This window comes from Cellulosilyticum sp. (assembly GCF_982396655.1).
This window is the reverse complement of sequence record NZ_CEVXFV010000013.1, coordinates 1-19,242: the sequence shown is the minus strand read 5'-3', so window position 1 is coordinate 19,242 and position 19,242 is coordinate 1. Positions and strand designations below refer to the sequence as shown.

The following is a 19,242-nucleotide window of genomic DNA, read 5'->3' as shown; positions in this document are numbered from 1 at the left end:
TAAGAAATTATAAAGGTAGAGGGTAATAAGTTATGCACAATTTATTTAAAAGAGATAAGATGGCAGAGTCTTTTATAGTTGCAATGCTGCTAGCTTTAGTAGGCGGTTATTTAGATATATATTGTTATTTAGCTAGGGGAAAGGTATTTGCCAATACACAGACAGGTAACCTAGTTTTATTAGGTTATAATATTGCACAAGGAAATATGAACAAAGTCATTTATTACTTGTTTTCTATTTTTTCTTTTATGGGGGGAGTATGTAGTGCTAAATATATTGAGTACAAATTTAAAGAAGGTAAACATTTTTATTGGTTACATATTACTTTATGTATTGAGATGATTGCCTTATTTATAGTAATGTTTATTCAAGAAGGAAGGCTTAATGTTATAGCCAATGTTATTGTGTCCTTTGTCTGTGGATTACAGGTACAGAGCTTCCGAAAAGTAAATGGTAAGGCTTATTCAACAATTATGTTTACAGGTAACTTAAAAAACTTAGCAGATCAGTTTTCACATTATTTTATTACAAGAGAGAAGGAATCCTTAGAGAATGGGAGTATTTATCTAGGTGTAACATTAGCCTTTGTGATAGGCGGTTGGCTTGGCGCACTTACAACAGATGAATATGGTATAAAGGCAGTAGGCCTAGCCAATATTATATTATTAGTAGTCTTTATAGTATTATATCAAGAAAAACATAAAGTAAGGGATTAAGTATTCAAAAACATTTTAAGAAAAATAAATAGAATTGAAAATAAGAAAGTGTAAAAGATGGGGAGAAGAATTTGTATATTTATTACAAGAGATAAAATCTGTATTAGATAAAAAGTATAAGAATACCTCGTGATTTTAGAAAGATATATCTAAAATGAGAAGGAAAAATTTTGAAAAAAATAATCCATAATATCCATAATGTGATATAATGAAAAACAAAAAGATAAAAAATATTTAGAAATTATGGGGGTATAGTTTATGGAAATTAGGGATGTAGAGGTAATTAGAGAACAATTTAGTGCGAGTGATGCAAAGAGAGATTTAGGACTTAGAACACCTGATAACATTCAAAGATATGATAATATCGCTTATGATGTACATGGTGATTTAAATACTTTAGATGTTTATCATCAAAAGGGTGTACACACAGCAATGCCAACGATTGTTAATATTCATGGTGGGGGATGGATATATGGCAGTAAAGAGGTTTATCAATTTTATTGTATGGACTTGGCACAACGTGGCTTTACGGTTGTAAACTTTTCTTATCGCTTAGCACCAGAGGACCCTTGGCCTGCTGCATTAGTAGATATTAATAGTGTATTTACATGGATTTGTGAACATGCTAAAGAATATTGCATTGACCTTAACAATGTATTTATAGTAGGCGATTCAGCTGGCGCACAGCTTACAAGTCAGTATGTAACGTTATTAACTAATAAGGAATTTCAAAGATTTTATGAGTTTGAAATGCCTACTGGAGATATTCATATTAGAGCAGTTGGGTTAAATTGTGGTTTTTATGATGTAAAGAAGTATATACAGGAAGGTAAAGAAGGGTGTGTTTATACTTATTTAGGCGATCGTTTAGAGGAAGCTATTCCGGCTATGGATACAATAAAATATATCACGAAGGATTTTCCACCTGCATTTATTATGACAGCTCACTGTGATTTCTTAAAAGACCATGCAGAGCCTATGTATAAGACATTGACTAAGCTAGGTATTCCTTGTGAATATAAGGTATATGGTAGTCCTGATAGAGATGATATTGCCCATGTTTTTCATGTGAACATTAAGCTAGAAGAAGCAAAAGAATGTAATGATGATGAATGCAATTTCTTTAAGCAGTTTATTGGATAAAGGATAAGAATAAAAGTGTTGGTATACCTCCCCTTACTAAATAATATATTTATTATTGGTAATAGGAGGTATAATTTTATGAAAAAAATATTACTTAGATTTAGGATACTCCTAATGGGAAGTACTATGATCATAGGGAATATTTGTCCTATACATGCCAAGGAGAATGCTATACAAAATAGTCAAGTGATTATTAACAAGGATGAAGTTGCAATGAAGCGTATGGAAACTTATGAAGACTATACAAAAGCCTTGAGAAAATCAAAAACACATCAGCTTCTTTCAGCAGCAACTGCAGATTTAAATGATGATGGCATGAATGAACTTATTACCTTTACATTATATGACCATACTTTAACCTTTGAGGTATTTGGCTATGAGGATGAAATAAAATCAATAGATAAAATAGATTACGACTATGTAGGCTATAAGTTTACAGGTGATATGGAATTTAAACTCGTCTATAATGAAGAGACAAATGACTATGCTATTAGGTATGAGCATAAACAAAGCAGTTTAGGGTACACCTTAAGAGAAATGAAATATTATAAATTAAAGGATGATAAACTACAGGAACATTTTTATCAAAGTTTTTATGATAATACCGAACGCAATATTGAACCACCTAGGGGGATTATTAAAGAAGAGGAATACATGGATGGTGAGAAGGTTTCTATTCTAAGATACAGACAAGAAATTAATACGTATAAAGAAGAAAAAAGACTTCTAAAAATAGGCATTCAATATCCTAAGGGCATGGATTATACCAATAGAGGAGGTTCACTTTAGAAGAAGGAAAGTGTGATTTAAAAAATCGTTAGAAAAAAGTTAAAAAAAAGAAAAAGAGAAGGTATATGATTGGCTTATAAAAAGTATAAGGAGGTATTAAAGTGTTAAAAGGCAATCATATATCTGTTTTTAAGGATTTAAAAAATAAGGGGAAAAGGCTTTTGAAGAATTTATTATGGAAAGGTTGTATGCTAGTAATGATAGGCGGCTGTTTTTCAAATATCACCTATGGAGAAATGATAGATCAGAATAGACAGATTTCACAATTCATAGATGATTATATGACACATGAAATACAAGAGAGACATATTGTGGGAGCATCTGTTGTAGTCATTAAAGATCAAAAGGAGATATTGAAAAAAGGCTATGGATATAGTGATGAAGAGTTAAAGTGTGCAGTTGACCCTAATACAACAACATTTCCTATTGCTTCAATAAGCAAATTATTTACTGCTATAGGGATTATGCAGCTGTATGAACAGGGAAAAATAGATTTAAATGAGGATGTACAGCAGTATACCGAGGGCATTAAAATAAATAATCCTTATGATAAGAAAGTGACCTGTAGCAACTTACTGACTCATTCAAGTGGGATGGATGAAGGTAGTGAACTTTTAGGTAGTACGACAGATGAAAAAGAAATTAAGTCTCAAGAAACTTATTTTATACAACATGCATTAAATGTAATTGACCTGCCAGACACCGTATGCCGTTATTCAAACTTAGGTTATAATTTGTTGGGATATATTTTGGAAAGAAAATCTAAGCAAGATTATGAAACTTATATTAAAGAAAATATATTAGATAAGCTAGAAATGACACGTAGCAGCGTAAGAATACCAGATGAAAATATGGCAAAGGGATATTATTATAAAGATGGAGAGTATGGACAAGTACCGTATGCTTATCAATATACTTCAGGCTCAGCAGGTGTTATTAGTACGGCAGCAGATATGGGGAATTTTATAAAGGCCTTATTAAATGAGGGGGATTTTAATGGCAGGCAGCTTTTGCAGAAACAAACAATGCAGAATATGTATGCCAAAGAGTTTAGCAATGATGAAATTTTACCAGGTATGGGCTATGGCTTCATCCGTGAAGAGCGAGGTGGAAAGCTTATTTTAAAACATGAAGGGGCGCTACCAGGGTATATGTCCACATTGTTGTTGATTCCTGACCAGAATCTAGGAATTTATATTGGGATTAATACGTTTGATGCGTTGCCATTTCAATTTGAGAAAGATTTCTTGGATAAATTTTTAGGGGAGAGTAAGATGCAGCAGCCTACTATAAAGATTGCAGATGATTTAAAGAGATATGTAGGAAATTATAGAAATTATGATGGTATTGCACAGAGTAATATAATGAAGGCCTTCATTATATTTGACCCTACGACACAGACAAAGGTTAGTCTAGATAGGAATGGTGTACTAAATCTGGAAGAATATAGTCAAGAGAAAGAATGCATATCAACCCGTCTTTATGAAATTGAAAAGGGAAAATTCATTAGGGAAGATAATGGTGGTTATTATGTGTTTCGTATAGGGCAAGATGGACACATAACTTATGCTTTTAATGAAGTGAGTCATAATGCTTATAAGAGGTTACATTGGTATGAATCAAGAAATATACTTCTAGGTGTCATAGGAGGCACTATAATCATTTTTGTAATCGATTTGGTTAGGAGTATAATAAGAGTAGCAAGAAAAAGAAGGTTTATAGATATAGGAAATATACTAGCTGACTGTTGTATGATAGGAGGCTATGTAGGTACAATTGCAGTGGTGATTAATATGATTAATCAATATGAGTATCATTGGATAGATAGCGTATATATAATGCTTACGACTATTTTAATAGGTATAGCCTGGACATTTATACGTGGAATATGTTATAGCGTTGCAATGCTGAACAAAAAGATAGCATTCAGAACGTTTATTTATCAAATGCTGATAATGGTTACATGCATATTGTATAGCAGCGTGTTAGCTTACTGCCAGATGATAGGATATAAGATAATTTAAATAAGGGGAGAGTCGATGTTTCAGATACTTGTAGTAGATGATGAAAAGGAGATTGTTGAATTGGAGGAAATCTATCTGAAAGAAGCCGGTTATGAGGTACTTAAAGCTTATAATGGGAAAATGGCATTGGAATTTTTAAAAAAGGGAAAAATTGATTTGGTAGTCCTAGATATTATGATGCCAGAAATAGATGGACTAGATGTATGCTGCAAACTTCGAGAAAAGGATAAAATTCCTGTAATTATAGTAAGTGCAAAGGGGCAAGAAATAGATAAAATTAAAGGACTTCAGTCTGGTGCAGATGATTATATGGTGAAGCCATTTTCACCATTAGAATTGGTGGCAAGAGTACAATCTCAGTTAAGACGGGCCCATTACTTTAATCAGGAGCTTCAAAAGAAAGAAGATACCTTAATTAAAATTAAGGAAATTGAAATTGATAAAGCAAGGCATCAAGTATATCGTTTGGGCAAAGAAATTAAGTTAACACCTACAGAGTATGATATTTTAGTATTATTGGCTGAAAATATGGGAAAAGTATATAGTTCAGAAGAAATTTATCGTGCTTTATGGAAAGAGAAGTACTATGAGGGAAATAATACAGTAATGGCACACATGTGGCGCCTTAGGGAAAAAATTGAGGAAAATCCTAAGGTGCCTCAGATTATACAGACGGTTTGGGGAGTGGGATATAAAATTGAAAACAACAGGTATTAAAATTTATATTATTAAGCAGTTTGTAATAAGTAGCATTTGTGCGTTTATATTAACTTTTCTTACGTTCATTATATGCTTTGGAGGTCTACATATTATTTCTGAAGATGTATATATCAAGCTTCTAAATTATGGTAGTCATAATGAGTTATTTATGATAGGAAATTTGGTCATAACAGGTGCAGTATTTGTAATATATTTCTTTGGTATATTTATGAAACGTATGGATGTGTTAACGGACTATATAAATGAAATGGGACAGTGTGTGGTAGAAATTGCAGAAGGTAATTTAAATGTTCGGATACCTATTATACAAAGTAATGAGCTAGGTATGCTGGCAGCTCATATTAATCAGATGACACAAGATTTAAATCAGTTTATAGAAAAAGAGCATGAATGGGATCAACAGAAGTATAATTTAATTACAAATTTATCCCATGACTTAAAGACGCCGCTTATGTCTGTTACGGGTTTTCTAGAGATAATTCATCAGAGAAGATATGAGAGTGAAGAAGCATTACAGCATTATAGTTACATAGCCTTTGAAAAGGCTAAGCAACTGAAAGAAGCTATTGATAAATTATTTGAATTATCTAAATTAAACAACAGTCAAATAACTTTGAATAAGGAAACTATTAATATGCAGGAGTTAGCAGAACAGGTACTTATGGGATTCATTCCTGAATTAGAAAGTAAGCAGTTAAGTTATGAAGTAAAGATAATGGCAAAGAATACTGTTATTTATGCAGATCCAATACTGATGGTACGTATGCTGGAAAACCTTATTGCTAATGCCATTAAATATGGTGTAGGTGCAAAATATGTACAAATTTATATGGAAGAAATAGGCAATAAAAGGTTACTAATTCATGTTATTAATGATGGTAGACCTATAGATAAGGTGAGTCAGGAAAAAATATTTGACCGTTTTTATCAGGCCGAAAAAAATATGGATGTATCAGAAGGGAACGGCGTAGGACTAGCCATTGTGAAAACGATTGTGGAATTACATCACGGTGAGATTATGGTAGAAAGCAATCAGGAAAAGACAGACTTTATAATAAGCTTATTATATACATGAGTGTAAACGTAATAATTGAAGTTAATTGATATGAAAAGTAAAGAGATGACGGATAATTAGAGGAATGAAAGTGAAAAGGAGAAGAAGTAAATTAAATATTAATCTTTATGGCGAAAAGATGAATCTGAAATTATATATTGTGTTATCTGAAGAAAATCGTAATGTTTATATAGTAGAAGAGATATTTTAAAGGTTATTATAATCATCCTTGAATTGAGGAGTTGCATAGATATTAAAGCTATAGTACTCTTAAAGAGGTATTTCTGAAAAAACAATAGAAGAGAACTATGTGTGATAAGATTTTATAAACAAGTATATACAACTTTAAGGATAGGATAGGAAAAAAATGACTAAGAAATGTGTACAATGCGGTAAAACTTTTAAGCTGACTGAGTCAGAAATTCACTTTTATGAAAGTAAAGGGTTATCGCTTCCTAAACGATGTGAAAAATGTAGGAAAGAAAATAAAAAACAACAAGCTCATAAAAGTAGTTCAGGTTCTAATAGGTCTGGGCAATCTACACGTAGATCACCATTTATTGCAGTATTAGCAATTATTATTGCAATTATTGGATTTATATTTAAAGGACCAGACTTCTTTGTTAACCATGAGATAGGAACTCAAGCGCCAGCTACTGAGCAAATTCAAAGTGTTACTTATAATTTTAGAAATGAGAAATATCTTGTAGATCACTTTGACAAGCATAAAGACGAATTTGATTATAGCAATGCGCAGGAATATTTAAAAGGTGCCAACCGCGTCATCAATGATCCAAATGCCCTACATAAACTAGAAGCAGAGGATGGAGATGAGGTGTATTACTTAGAAGCAACCAATGAACTTGTGATTGTTTCAACAGATGGTTACCTAAGAACTTATTTCAAACCAAGTGATGGCATAAAATATTTTAATAGAACCTAAAGAGAAAGAGAGTGCGGCGAAGACAGCCCAGTAATATCGAAGTGTGTCGCTCTGCTTTGAACCCGCAATGAAAAAGAAAATGTCATATTTTTTTGAAAAAACTTATATATTGTACAAAATTATTCGAAAATAGTGTACAATATAAATGGCTGATTCTATTAGAATGTAGAATGAGAAATAGAATGTAGAATGAGAAAAATATGTGAACGGGAGATAAAAATGAGTAGATTAATTGATTTAACAAAGCCTATTATCAGTGAAGACATACGTGAGCATGAGTTATTACAGATAAAGATTAAGCATAAAGCACATAGAGAAAGTGAGGGAGAACTAAATTTTGTAGGGCTTCCTAAAGCGTATTATCCTGAAGGATTTGTGGGCTGGGCTAATGATGAGATTGAGAAATTAGGTGTGCACTCAGTTACACATATTGATGCGCCTTGGCATTATGGCGAAATGACAGATGGCAAAAAAGCAATGACTATTGATGAAATTCCTTTAGAGTGGTGTTATGGTGATGGTGTAGTTATTGATATGACACATAAGAAGGATGGCGAGGTTATCTCTAAACAAGATGTGAAGGAAGAACTAGAAAAGATAGGTGTACAATTGAGTAAAGGAATGATTGTACTTATTCATACAGGTAGAGATAAAATAATGTATACTAAGGAATATCTTTTTAGAGGAACAGGCGTAAGTAGAGAAGCAACTGAGTGGCTCATTGACCAAGGCATTAAAGTCATGGGTATTGATCAATGGGGATGGGACTTACCCTTACCTCAGCAAGCAGTAGAGGCAAAAGCAGGGAAAACACCTAATCCTTTCTGGGAAGCACACCGCGTAGGTTGTAAAAAGGCGTATTGTCATATTGAACAGATTGTAGGATTAGATCAATTGCCAAGTAGTGGATTTAAAGTTATGGCTATGCCATTGCCCCTTAAAGGCTGTTCAGCATCACCTATCCGCCTAGTGGCTATTATTGAAGATTAAAATCATGCCAAAAAATCCCCTTAGCAAACACTTGCTAGGGGATTTTTAATTAAGCGTTAAAACTTTTAATTAAGCATTAAAACCAAAGTATTTATTTGTGTTGTTGAATGAAATATCTTGAACCATTTGTCCAAGTGTAGCCATATCAGCTGGATATTCTCCGTTTTCTACCCATCCACCAATTAAGTTACAAAGGATTCGTCTGAAGTAGTCGTGTCTTGTGTAAGATAAGAAGCTTCTTGAGTCTGTAAGCATACCAACGAAGTTACCAAGAACTGAAAGGTTAGCAAGGCTTGTCATTTGATCAATCATACCTTGTTTTGTATCGTTGAACCACCAAGCAGAACCTTGTTGGATTTTACCAGCGATTTCTGAGCCTTGGAAGCATCCTAAGATTGTTCCGATAGATGCATTGTCATTAGGATTTAATGAGTAAATGATTGTTTTTGGAAGTGCTGCTTTTTCTTGTAATGCATTAAGGAAGGCTGCAGTACCTTCTGCACAGTTACGTGTGTTGATGCAGTCAAATCCTGTATCTGGACCAAGATTTGCAAACATTGCTTTGTTATTGTCACGGATTGCACCATAGTGAAGTTGCATTACCCAACCACGTTTTTCATAAGCTTCTCCAAAGAAGAGTAAAAGTGCAGTTTTGTATTTTTCCATTTCATCATATGTAACTTTTTCACCAGCTAAAGCTTTAGCAAGAATTGCTTCGATTTCTTCTTTTGTAGCTGGATTATATACAACATAATCAAGACCATGGTCAGATGCACGGCATCCCATATCATGGAAGAAGTCTAAACGTACATTTAATGCTACGAATAAGCTTTCGAGGTTTGTGATAGCAATTTCACTTACTTCTGAAAGATGACGGATATATGGTACGAATGTTTCTTTTTCAATATTTACAACTTTGTCTGGTCTCCAAGCAGGAAGTACTTTTACGTTGCAAGTTTCATCTGCTGCAATTTGTTTGTGATATTCAAGAGAATCTACAGGATCATCTGTTGTACAAATAAGTTTAACATTTGAAGCTGCAATAATGTCTCTAACTTTTAAACCAGATTGTAATTTTTCATTACAAAGGTTCCAAACTTCTTCAGCTGTTTCACCATTTAAAACGCCTTCATAACCGAAGTATTTACGAAGTTCTAAATGTGTCCAGTGGTAAAGTGGGTTTCCAATAGCTTTTGGAAGTGTTTCAGCCCATTTTTGGAATTTTTCTCTGTCTGTCGCATCGCCTGTGATGTATTTTTCTTCTACACCGTTTGAACGCATTGCACGCCATTTATAGTGGTCTCCACCAAGCCAAACTTCTGTAATGTTTTTGAACTCTTTGTTCTCCGCAATTTCTTTTGGGTTGATGTGGCAGTGGTAATCAATGATTGGCATGTTAGCTGCATAATCATGATATAAAGTTTTAGCTGTTTCACTTGCAAGTAAAAAATCTTGATCCATAAAGTTTTTCATCGTCAAATCTCCTTAATAAAAAGTTTCAGAAAAATATTTAAAAACTAAAAAAGTTTTTAAAATTACAGTTAAATTTTAAATGTATCTCTTTCAATTAATTTACCTGAAAGAATCATTTTGTTTGTAACAGACTTTCCTTCAAATACATCTGTAAGGACATTAACTGCCATAGAGCAGAGTGTTTCCACCATATTGTCTACACTGCTTAGTGCAGGCAAGGTACATTCACAAAGCAGTGAGTTGTTAAATCCTATAATAGCCATATCTTCTGGTATTTTAAAGCCTTTTTTGATTAGTGCATTCATGGCACCGATAGCAATCTGATCTTCAGAAGCTAAAACGGCTGAGAAAGTATGTTCTTTCTCTAGAAGGCCATTAATGGTCTCTTCAATTGCTTGCATATTTTTTTGTGTTTTCACAACTAAGTGAGGAACAACAGGCCATCCGCAATCTTTAAGCGCTTGCTTGTAGCCATTTAATTTTTGTGTGCCACTATAGGTATCTACATCGTAAAGATAGAGTATTTCATGACACCCTTTTTTATATAGAGAAACTACATTATCATACATAGCTTGATATTCATCACATGCCACACAATATGTGTTAGGCACATCCATGACACCATTGATGATAATAGTAGGAATCTGCCTAGCAATATTTTCAATATGTGAGTTATCTACATTTTCTTTAAAGGTAGAACCAATAAGAATTAATGCATCTACTCGTTTTGCCATAAGAAGATCCATGCATTTTTGTTTGTCTTCTAATTTATTCCCTGTAGAACAGAGAATAGAGTCATATCCATAACCTCTTAAGGCATTCTCAATAATGGAAACTGCTTTTGCATAATAAATATCTGAAACATCTGTACATAGTACACCTATCATTTTCATTGTATTAAGCCCAAGACCTCTGGCAAAAACATTAGGTGTATAGCCTGCTTCTTCAATAACACGTAATACTTTTTCTTTTGTCTTAGCGCTTACATTAGGGCTACCGTTGAGTACCCTAGATACAGTGGCAATGGAAACGCCAGCTGCTTTTGCAACATCATATATATTCAAAAAATTCACCCCTCTGGATATGTAAGTGCTTACATAAATGATTATAATTTTAAAAAAAAATAAAGTCAACGGGTATTAAAAATTTTTATAAATATTATTGACTTTTATATTTTTTATTATTACAATCAAAAATGTAAGGGCTTACAAAAACGGCCTACAAAACGGAGGTAAAACAAGATTATGAAAAAAGTGAATGAAGTTGCAAACAAAAAAGTGCGCCCACTTAAAGTAGTACAATACGGAGAAGGAAACTTCTTAAGAGCATTCGTTGAACAAATGATTGACGTAGCTAATGAAAAAGAATGTTTCGATGGCTCTGTAGCATTAGTTAAACCTATTACTTTTGGAAACCTAGAACGTTTCGAAGCACAAGATAATACATACACTGTAATCCTTAGAGGTAAAGCAAATGGGGAAACAGTTAATGAAAAAAGAATTATTACATGTGTATCTGATAGCGTAGCTGCTAATGAAGATTATGAAAAATATGAAGCATTATCAAAAGTTGATACACTTGAATTTATTGTATCTAATACAACAGAAGCTGGTATTGTATATGATGAAAGCGATAAATTTGAACTCGCACCTCCAAATACTTACCCAGGTAAACTTACAAAATTCCTTTTTGATAGATATACACACTTCAATGGTGATATGACAAAAGGGTTAAAAATCCTTCCAGTAGAACTTATTGAAAATAACGGTGGAAAATTAAAAGAATGTATTCTTAAATACGTAGAACTTTGGAACCTTGGCGAAGCTTTTGCTAAATGGGTAGAAGAAGCTAATATTTTCTGTAATACATTAGTAGATAGAATTGTAACAGGATATCCAAGAGAAGAAGCAGCAGCACTTTGCAGCGAACTTGGATACCAAGATGATTTATTAGACGTAGCAGAACCATTCGGTCTTTGGGTTATTGAAAGTAAAGAAGATATCTCAGCATCATTCCCACTTGACAAAGCTGGATGTAATGTAGTGTTTACAGATAACTTAAAACCATACAGAGATCGTAAAGTGCGTATCTTAAATGGCGGTCACACAGGTACAGTTCTCGCTGGATACCTTGCTGGTCAAGATATTGTTAGAGGTTGTATGGAAGATAAAACAGTTCGTACATACATGGAACACTTATTATTCGATGAAATCGTACCAACAGTAGACCTTCCACATGATGAAGTTGTAGCATTCACAAACTCAGTTATTGAACGTTTTGAAAATCCATTCATCGACCACAGTGTACTTGCGATTTCTCTTAACTCAGTATCTAAATGGAAAGCTAGAAACCTTGTAAGCTTCCACGATCACTACGAAGCTAAAGGTTCTATTCCTAAATACTTAACATTCTCATTTGCTGCACTTATGGCATTCTACCATGGTACAGAAATTGTAGATGGTGCTTTAATCGGTAAACGTGGCGAAGAAACATACAGAATCATGGATGACAAAGATGTACTTGAATTCTTTGCATCAAGAGTTGGTAAGGTAGATACTGCTACACTTGTTAAAGACTTCACTTCAAATACAAAATTCTGGGGCAAAGACTTAGGCGAATATGCTAACTTCAATGAAACAGTTACAGCTCACTTAAACAGAATTGCTGAAGTAGGTATGAGAACTGCACTCGAAGAACTTATAGGAGAATAATTCTATGTTAGATTTCATCAAAATTAATGAAAAAGACAATGTAGAAGTAGCTTTAGTTGCCACTGAAGCTATTCCTGCAGGACATAAAAGAGCTTTAGTTGATATCAAAGCAGGAGAGCCTGTTATCAAGTATGGTAACCCTATTGGGATAGCAACTTGCGATATCAAAGCAGGCGATTGGGTACATACGCATAACCTCAAAACAGGACTTGGCGATCTTCTTGAATATAGCTATGAGCCAGAAGTAACACCAATCGAAATGCACGCGCCATCAACATTCATGGGTTATAAAAGACCAAATGGCAAAGTGGGTATTCGTAATGAGGTTTGGATTATTCCAACAGTTGGCTGTGTAAATGATATTGCTAAAATTATTGAGAAACAAAGCCAAGAATTAATTAAAGGAAATGTAGAAGGTATTCATACTTTCACACATCCATATGGTTGTTCACAACTTAGCGAGGACCATGTTAATACACAAAAAGCATTAGCAGGCCTTGTAAATCATCCAAATGCAGGTGCGGTACTTGTACTTGGCCTTGGCTGTGAAAACAATACTATTGAAAGCTTCAAAGAAGTAATCGGTGATTATGATGAAAACCGCGTTAAATTTGTAATTTGTCAAGAACATGAAGATGAGGTAGAAAAAGCACTAGAAGTGATTGCAGAATTAGTAGAGTATGCAAGTACATTTACTAGAGAAGAAGTACCAGCATCTGAACTTATTATTGGTCTTAAATGCGGTGGTTCTGATGGATTCTCAGGGATTACAGCGAACCCACTTGTAGGTGCTGTATCTGATAGATTAATTAGTGAAGGTGGTACAACTATTCTTACAGAAGTACCAGAAATGTTTGGAGCAGAAACACTTCTTATGAAACGCTGCATCAACGAAGAAATCTTTGATAAAACAGTTTCACTTATTAATAACTTTAAAAACTACTTCATCAGATATGACCAAGTAGTTTATGAAAATCCATCTCCAGGAAATAAAAAAGGTGGTATCTCAACACTTGAAGATAAATCTTTAGGATGTACACAAAAAGGTGGTTCAGCGCCAGTAGTAGATGTTTTAACATATGGTCAAAGTGTATGTACTAAGGGGCTTAACTTACTTCAAGCACCAGGGAATGACCTTGTAGCTTCTACAGCACTTGCTGTATCAGGCGCGCACATCGTACTTTTCACAACAGGTCGTGGTACACCATTTGGCGCACCAGTACCAACAGTTAAAATTTCAAGTAACAATGAACTCTTCGCTAAGAAGAAAAACTGGATTGATTTCAATGCAGGGCAATTATTACTTGGAAAAGAAATGAAAGAAGTATCAGAAGACTTCTATAGCTATATTTTAGATTTAGCATCAGGAAGAATTCATTCAAGAACAGAAGAGCACGGTATCCGTGATCTTGCTATCTTTAAAGATGGCGTAACACTCTAATACATAATTAGGTGACAACACATTTTAAAAATATATAATTTAAGCGGAGGTAATAAAATGATTTTAGATCAATTTAGTTTAAAAGGTAAAGTTGCAATCGTAACAGGAGCTTCTACAGGTTTAGGTCAAGGAATTTGTTTAGCATACGCTGAAGCAGGCGCTAAAGTAGTAGGCGTTGACTATGTAGAAATGCCAGAAACACAAAAAGCTGTTGAAGAAAAAGGCGGAGAATTCGTAGGTGTTGTAGCTAACCTTATGTCTACAGATCCAATCGAAGGTATCATCAATACTGCTATGGAAAAATTCGGCAGATTTGATATCTTAGTAAACAACGCTGGTATCATCAGAAGAGAAGATGCTATCGATTTCTCTATGCAAAATTGGGACGATGTTATCAACATTAACTTAAAAACAGTATTCTTCTTCTGCCAAGCTGCAGCTAAAAAATTCATTGAACAAGGTAATGGCGGTAAAATCATCAATATCGCATCTATGCTTTCATTCCAAGGTGGTATCCGTGTACCATCTTACACAGCATCTAAATCAGCTGTAATGGGTATTACAAGAGCTATGGCTAATGAGTGGGCTAGCAAAGGTATCAATGTAAATGCTATCGCTCCAGGATACATGGCTACAAACAATACAGCAGCTCTTAGAGCAGACCAAGATAGAAGTGAAGCTATCTTAGATCGTATTCCAGCGGGTCGCTGGGGAACACCAGAAGATATGCAAGGTCCTGCAGTATTCTTAGCATCAGAAGCATCTAACTACGTAAATGGTTACACAGTAGCTGTTGATGGTGGATGGTTAGCTAGATAATAAGGTTGTCAAAATAAGGGCCGCTGGGTCACTTGACTGCTGATAGCTACACTCTCCATAATTTGTGATGCTCTAAGCTCAATGTTTAAAGTAACGCAGTGAACTCGCTTTGCTCAGACAGCACGGCTAAAACCACTTTAAATATTTCACTAAGAGCATCATCAAATTATTCCAAAGGTAGACTATCAGCAGTCAAGTACCCAGCTCTCTTTTTGAAGCCTTAGGGGGAGAAAAGAGAGAGGCAAACTGTTTTACTTTGTAGGAAGCAATTAAATACTTATAGAGGGTAGGGAGTATTGCCGAACTGGTGAGAGTTTGAGTGATACTGCTTATAAAGGAGCATATAACCATGGAAGTAAGATATAGTGTGAGCCCTAAAGAGGCTAAGACAATGACTACTGAGGAAATGAGAGAGAATTTCCTTATTCAGAACTTATTTGTACCAGGTGAAATCAAATTTGTGTATAGTCACGTGGATAGAATTATTGTAGGGGGCGCTGTTCCTACAACAAGCCCGATTGCTATCGAGGGTGCAAAAGAACTTGGTAGTGATTACTTCTTAGAAAGAAGAGAAATGGGTGTTATCAATATCGGTGGCAAAGGTACTATCGTAGTAGATGGTCAAAGAGTAGAAATGGAAACAAAAGCTGGTCTTTACATCGGTAAAGAAACTAAAGAAGTTTCTTTCGAGAGTGATGATGCAGCAAATCCTGCTAAATTCTATATCAATAGTGCACCAGCACACCATGTGTATCCAATGCACAAAATTCGTTATGAAGATGCTAACAAACGCTATCTTGGAACACCTGAAGAAGCTAATGTTAGAACACTTAACCAATACATTCATCCAGCAGTTTGCGAAAGCTGCCAACTTTCAATGGGTATGACAGAACTTCAAAGCGGAAGCTTATGGAATACTATGCCTTCTCATACACATGAAAGAAGAATGGAAGTATACTTATACTTCGATATGTCAGAAAACGATGTGGTATTCCATATGATGGGTGAACCACAAGAAACAAGACACCTTGTAATGCAAAATGAAGAAGCAGTTATTTCACCAAGCTTCTCAATTCATAGTGGTGTAGGTACAAAAGCGTATACATTCATCTGGGGAATGGTTGGTGAGAACCAAAACTTTGATGATATGGACCACATTGCAACAAAAGATCTTCGCTAATTGTCGACAGGTTAGTATAGATCGGAACGCTTAAATAATTACTTTTAAACAAAACATGAATACCAAACTGAACTATTAAAAAACTGAACTAAAAAACTGAACTAACATAAAATAAAAATAAAACGTATTATATAGAAATACTTTAAAATCGCCCTCAAGTAAAAGCACTACTTTAAGCTTAAAGTAGTGCTTTTCTCAACTAAGAATTAATTATAAATATAAGTATAAAACAAGAAGGAGAAATGATAATGTATATTGGATTACGTGCACATGACTATGGAAAATCTGGGCTAGAAGACTTATTTAGCCGTATTTCAGGAGATGGATTCCATCGTATTCAGCTTGCTATTCCTAAAGCAATAGAAGGTGTAGGCGGTATTGAAGGAGTAGATGATAAGCTTATTGCAGAGATTAAGGCAGCTTGTGAAAAATATGATATTAAAATTCCTGTATTTGGTTGCTATGTAGAACTTGGCATGTTAGATGCGGCAGAAAGACAAAAACAGGTAGATAAATTTTTAATAGGTATGGATATAGCCAAAGCACTTGGTGCAGAGTGTATCGGTTCAGAAACAACACACTTCAATATTCATGCAACAGATGAAGAAAGAAGAGTTGCTTTTGAGGGACTTGTAGATTCTGTAAGACAAATTGTGAAAAAAGGTGAAGAAATTGGTCTTGACGTTGCGATTGAACCTGTAGCACTTCATACGTTAAATACCCCAGAGCTGACAAAAGAATTATTAGAACTTGTGCCATCCGATAGACTTAAAATTATTTTTGATCCTGTTAATTTACTTACAAAAGATAATATTAAAGGGCAAGAAAACTTATGGGATCGTGCTTTTGAAGCCTTTGGTCATAAAATATGTGCATTACATATGAAAGGAACAAGACTTAATAAAGAAGGCGAGCTTGAGAAAACAACTCTTCAAGACAATGAAGCTAACTTTAAACGTGTCATTGACTGGGTTAAAGTAAATAGACCAGAAGTAACTGTATTAAGAGAAGAAATTAAACCAGCAGAAGCAAAAGCAGATTATGCTTTTATGAGTGCTTTAGTTGAAGCATAGTTAAGGGTAAAAATTATAGATATATAAAATTATATATCTATAATAAGTAAGTTAAAACCTGCTAATGAAATCAAGACCTCATTAGCAGGTTTTATGATGTAGAGACTTGTAAATAAGAATGATAAAAAGAAAAATAGTAAGTAATTATTATTATTGAATAAAAACAGTTGCTTATATATAAGTTTGCCTACATAATAAATAAAGGAGATTATGTTGAATTGGGGAATATATGATTAGCAAAAAGGAGTATTGCATGAGTAAATCAATTTGCAAAAGGCAAGGCATAATCTTAAGTGTAGTTATGAGTTTGCTAATAGGTCAAATGCCATTATACGCTGAAGCAGAAGATAGTCTGCAAAAAAGTAGAGACTATACGAAGTCAGTTTTGGCACCTATAAGGTGGACACGTAGTAGTGAGGAGAAGGAAAAAGTATTAGGTGTAGTGGAGCGAAAATGGGATTGGCAGACGGCTAATAGCATTGAGACACCTATAACAGAAGAAGTGCTTATATGGGATGGACCGTATAATTCATATTATAGACGTTATATTGATAAAATAACGGGAAAGATACATTCTTCTGCTACATGGAAAACACAAAATAGAGTAGATCTTAGGAGATTTAGAGGATATTTTGAAATTCCAGAAGGATATACAACAGAAGATTTTGTGAGGCTTAGCTCTGTTGTACAAGAGCAATATAGTCATTTGAATAATGGGAATATCATTCCTATTAATGATAATATTTATGTTTTTGTATATCCAGAAGAAGTAAGTGGCCTTATTGATGATAATTCAAATTCAGAGTATTATTTTATGAATTATTTAGCATTCTGGACTGGGACAGCTAATAAGACCAATAATGGTGTGATTCAATCATTTTATGGAAAATCAGGAACTTATGCGGATCGTAATACCCAGATAGGGCCTAAGGTAACAGATGGATGGTATGCAGAAGCAACTATTGATAATATAGGAAATGTTATGCATGAGACAACAGGTGGCGCTAGTAGTGGTACGAAGTTTGTAATTGATATCTTTACAGAAGATAATTCACCAGGTGGTGGTGGTGGTATGGATGAAATGGTTTTAGAATTTGAGGAAAATCCTAAGGCGGAAGTACATGCCTTTTCAGAGACTTATGCCATTCCATCAAATAAGATGAGTATAGTACAAGAAACAAAGGGACTTTTAGCTAATGATAGTGTAAATAAAGCAGTAACAGCTAAAATTATAGAAGGTACAAATGATGCATTTCGTACGGTTAAAGCAAATGAAGTAGCCTATGATATTTATAAGGATGAAGAGAAAGTTGCCCATATAGCATATGCTGATGAACGTGGACAGTTTGTAATCAAACCAGAGAACAATTATGTCGGTGAGATTCAATTCGATTATGAGGTAAAAGATAAATTAGAAAAGTTTGATGTGGCAACAGCCTATTTATATGTTATGCCTTATGTGGATGTAGTGTATGAAGCGCGCGAGACACAAAAGGTACTTTTACAAGTTAAGGCACAATATGGAAATCCTTATGGAGAATTACCAGAGGATATAATTTGGATTAATGGGACGGCTAATGTGCGTGAAGAACTAAATATTGAACCATTAGATATATCGAAGCTAGATAAAAATAATAATTATGATTTTATTCAAGGTGAAATTAATCAGAATGGTGAGTGGGTAACAGAGGTTGAGGTATTGCCTTATACATATAAGTTCACACAGGCAAATCAAGAAATAAATCTTCAATATGAGGTGTCAACTAAAGATGTCCAGGTAAATATGTATCATCAATATGAATATAATAATGATGATGATGATTATAATATTCAAATGAGTTTAGAAGTAGGGACAAATTTGCAAGTTGAGGACTATATAGATACAACAGCTAATGGAAAATATGCAGCTTATGAAAAATATGAAATAGATGAAATAGAAATATATGAAATGGAAGCAGAAGGTTCTTCTAGATTAGAATTAGCAAATATAAAGGGGAGGGAGTCAATCATACTTGAAGGTGATAAAGTATATGAATTGACTTTTAAATATAAAAGAAAAGAAATTATACCGCCAGAACAAGGCGGTTCAGGTGATGTGGAAGAACCAGATAAGCCAAGTGTACCAGGGGAAGGAACAGAAGAACCGGATAAGCCAAGTGTACCAGG

The 19,242-nt window shown here is 34.2% G+C and carries 16 protein-coding genes; 14 read left to right on the top strand and 2 right to left on the bottom strand.

Annotated elements, in window-relative coordinates; all coding sequences use genetic code 11:
* Positions 1-59 precede the first annotated feature (59 nt).
* The 8 genes from AC1VAQ_RS07595 (at position 60) to AC1VAQ_RS07560 (ending at position 8,379) form a co-directional block, all read left to right on the top strand.
* On the top strand, positions 60-716 hold the full coding sequence (locus AC1VAQ_RS07595; RefSeq protein ID WP_479903762.1) for a YoaK family protein: 657 nt from the start codon (positions 60-62) through the stop codon (positions 714-716).
* Between the two features lie 258 nt (positions 717-974).
* The gene (locus tag AC1VAQ_RS07590) at positions 975-1,859 is read left to right on the top strand and encodes an alpha/beta hydrolase (RefSeq protein WP_479903761.1); all 885 of its coding nucleotides are present in this window, start codon (positions 975-977) and stop codon (positions 1,857-1,859) included.
* Between the two features lie 78 nt (positions 1,860-1,937).
* Complete coding sequence (locus AC1VAQ_RS07585; RefSeq protein ID WP_302598278.1) at positions 1,938-2,648, top strand: hypothetical protein; 711 nt, start codon at positions 1,938-1,940, stop codon at positions 2,646-2,648.
* Between the two features lie 161 nt (positions 2,649-2,809).
* Complete coding sequence (locus AC1VAQ_RS07580; RefSeq protein ID WP_479903760.1) at positions 2,810-4,672, top strand: serine hydrolase domain-containing protein; 1,863 nt, start codon at positions 2,810-2,812, stop codon at positions 4,670-4,672.
* Positions 4,673-4,687: 15 nt separating this feature from the next.
* Positions 4,688-5,389 carry a response regulator transcription factor gene (locus AC1VAQ_RS07575; protein ID WP_302598280.1) on the top strand — a complete coding sequence of 234 codons (702 nt, stop codon included), beginning with the start codon at positions 4,688-4,690 and terminating at the stop codon, positions 5,387-5,389.
* Between the two features lie 211 nt (positions 5,390-5,600).
* Entirely contained in the window at positions 5,601-6,467 is an 867-nt protein-coding gene (locus AC1VAQ_RS07570; RefSeq protein WP_479903759.1) for a HAMP domain-containing sensor histidine kinase, read from the top strand.
* Positions 6,468-6,813: 346 nt separating this feature from the next.
* The gene (locus AC1VAQ_RS07565) at positions 6,814-7,389 is read left to right on the top strand and encodes a zinc-ribbon domain containing protein (protein WP_302598283.1); all 576 of its coding nucleotides are present in this window, start codon (positions 6,814-6,816) and stop codon (positions 7,387-7,389) included.
* 219 nt (positions 7,390-7,608) lie between these two features.
* Positions 7,609-8,379 carry a cyclase family protein gene (locus AC1VAQ_RS07560; protein ID WP_479903758.1) on the top strand — a complete coding sequence of 257 codons (771 nt, stop codon included), beginning with the start codon at positions 7,609-7,611 and terminating at the stop codon, positions 8,377-8,379.
* A 69-nt stretch (positions 8,380-8,448) separates the two neighbouring features.
* On the opposite strand, the gene uxaC is transcribed toward AC1VAQ_RS07560, so the two are convergent.
* Complete coding sequence (uxaC, locus tag AC1VAQ_RS07555) at positions 8,449-9,852, bottom strand: glucuronate isomerase (RefSeq protein ID WP_302598285.1); 1,404 nt, start codon at positions 9,850-9,852, stop codon at positions 8,449-8,451.
* 68 nt (positions 9,853-9,920) lie between these two features.
* Positions 9,921-10,925, bottom strand: coding sequence for a LacI family DNA-binding transcriptional regulator (locus AC1VAQ_RS07550; RefSeq protein WP_302598286.1), 1,005 nt, complete (start codon positions 10,923-10,925; stop codon positions 9,921-9,923).
* Between the two features lie 171 nt (positions 10,926-11,096).
* On the opposite strand from AC1VAQ_RS07550, the gene AC1VAQ_RS07545 reads away from it, so the two are divergent.
* From AC1VAQ_RS07545 to AC1VAQ_RS07520, 6 genes are all read left to right on the top strand, one after another.
* Entirely contained in the window at positions 11,097-12,563 is a 1,467-nt protein-coding gene (locus AC1VAQ_RS07545) for a tagaturonate reductase (RefSeq protein WP_302598287.1), read from the top strand.
* A 4-nt stretch (positions 12,564-12,567) separates the two neighbouring features.
* Positions 12,568-14,004 (top strand): UxaA family hydrolase, encoded by a 1,437-nt coding sequence (locus tag AC1VAQ_RS07540; RefSeq protein ID WP_302598288.1) that lies wholly within the window; start codon positions 12,568-12,570, stop codon positions 14,002-14,004.
* Positions 14,005-14,061: 57 nt separating this feature from the next.
* A complete protein-coding gene (kduD, locus tag AC1VAQ_RS07535) occupies positions 14,062-14,823 on the top strand; it encodes a 2-dehydro-3-deoxy-D-gluconate 5-dehydrogenase KduD (RefSeq protein WP_303243835.1) in 762 nt (253 codons plus the stop codon).
* A gap of 349 nt (positions 14,824-15,172) precedes the next feature.
* Positions 15,173-16,003: a 5-dehydro-4-deoxy-D-glucuronate isomerase gene (gene kduI / locus AC1VAQ_RS07530; RefSeq protein ID WP_302598697.1), complete on the top strand. Its 831-nt coding sequence runs from the start codon at positions 15,173-15,175 to the stop codon at positions 16,001-16,003.
* Between the two features lie 248 nt (positions 16,004-16,251).
* Complete coding sequence (locus tag AC1VAQ_RS07525) at positions 16,252-17,076, top strand: sugar phosphate isomerase/epimerase family protein (protein ID WP_479903757.1); 825 nt, start codon at positions 16,252-16,254, stop codon at positions 17,074-17,076.
* 253 nt (positions 17,077-17,329) lie between these two features.
* Positions 17,330-19,242: hypothetical protein (locus AC1VAQ_RS07520; RefSeq protein ID WP_479903756.1), on the top strand; the 1,913-nt coding region annotated here is incomplete at its 3' end.

Coding starts and splice junctions, on each gene's coding strand:
- AC1VAQ_RS07595 (WP_479903762.1), top strand. CDS start 60: ATGGCAGAGTCTTTTATAGTTGCAATGCTGCTAGCTTTAGTAGGCGGT.
- AC1VAQ_RS07590 (WP_479903761.1), top strand. CDS start 975: ATGGAAATTAGGGATGTAGAGGTAATTAGAGAACAATTTAGTGCGAGT.
- AC1VAQ_RS07585 (WP_302598278.1), top strand. CDS start 1,938: ATGAAAAAAATATTACTTAGATTTAGGATACTCCTAATGGGAAGTACT.
- AC1VAQ_RS07575 (WP_302598280.1), top strand. CDS start 4,688: ATGTTTCAGATACTTGTAGTAGATGATGAAAAGGAGATTGTTGAATTG.
- AC1VAQ_RS07570 (WP_479903759.1), top strand. CDS start 5,601: ATGAAACGTATGGATGTGTTAACGGACTATATAAATGAAATGGGACAG.
- AC1VAQ_RS07565 (WP_302598283.1), top strand. CDS start 6,814: ATGACTAAGAAATGTGTACAATGCGGTAAAACTTTTAAGCTGACTGAG.
- AC1VAQ_RS07560 (WP_479903758.1), top strand. CDS start 7,609: ATGAGTAGATTAATTGATTTAACAAAGCCTATTATCAGTGAAGACATA.
- uxaC (WP_302598285.1), bottom strand. CDS start 9,852: ATGAAAAACTTTATGGATCAAGATTTTTTACTTGCAAGTGAAACAGCT.
- AC1VAQ_RS07545 (WP_302598287.1), top strand. CDS start 11,097: ATGAAAAAAGTGAATGAAGTTGCAAACAAAAAAGTGCGCCCACTTAAA.
- AC1VAQ_RS07540 (WP_302598288.1), top strand. CDS start 12,568: ATGTTAGATTTCATCAAAATTAATGAAAAAGACAATGTAGAAGTAGCT.
- kduD (WP_303243835.1), top strand. CDS start 14,062: ATGATTTTAGATCAATTTAGTTTAAAAGGTAAAGTTGCAATCGTAACA.
- kduI (WP_302598697.1), top strand. CDS start 15,173: ATGGAAGTAAGATATAGTGTGAGCCCTAAAGAGGCTAAGACAATGACT.
- AC1VAQ_RS07525 (WP_479903757.1), top strand. CDS start 16,252: ATGTATATTGGATTACGTGCACATGACTATGGAAAATCTGGGCTAGAA.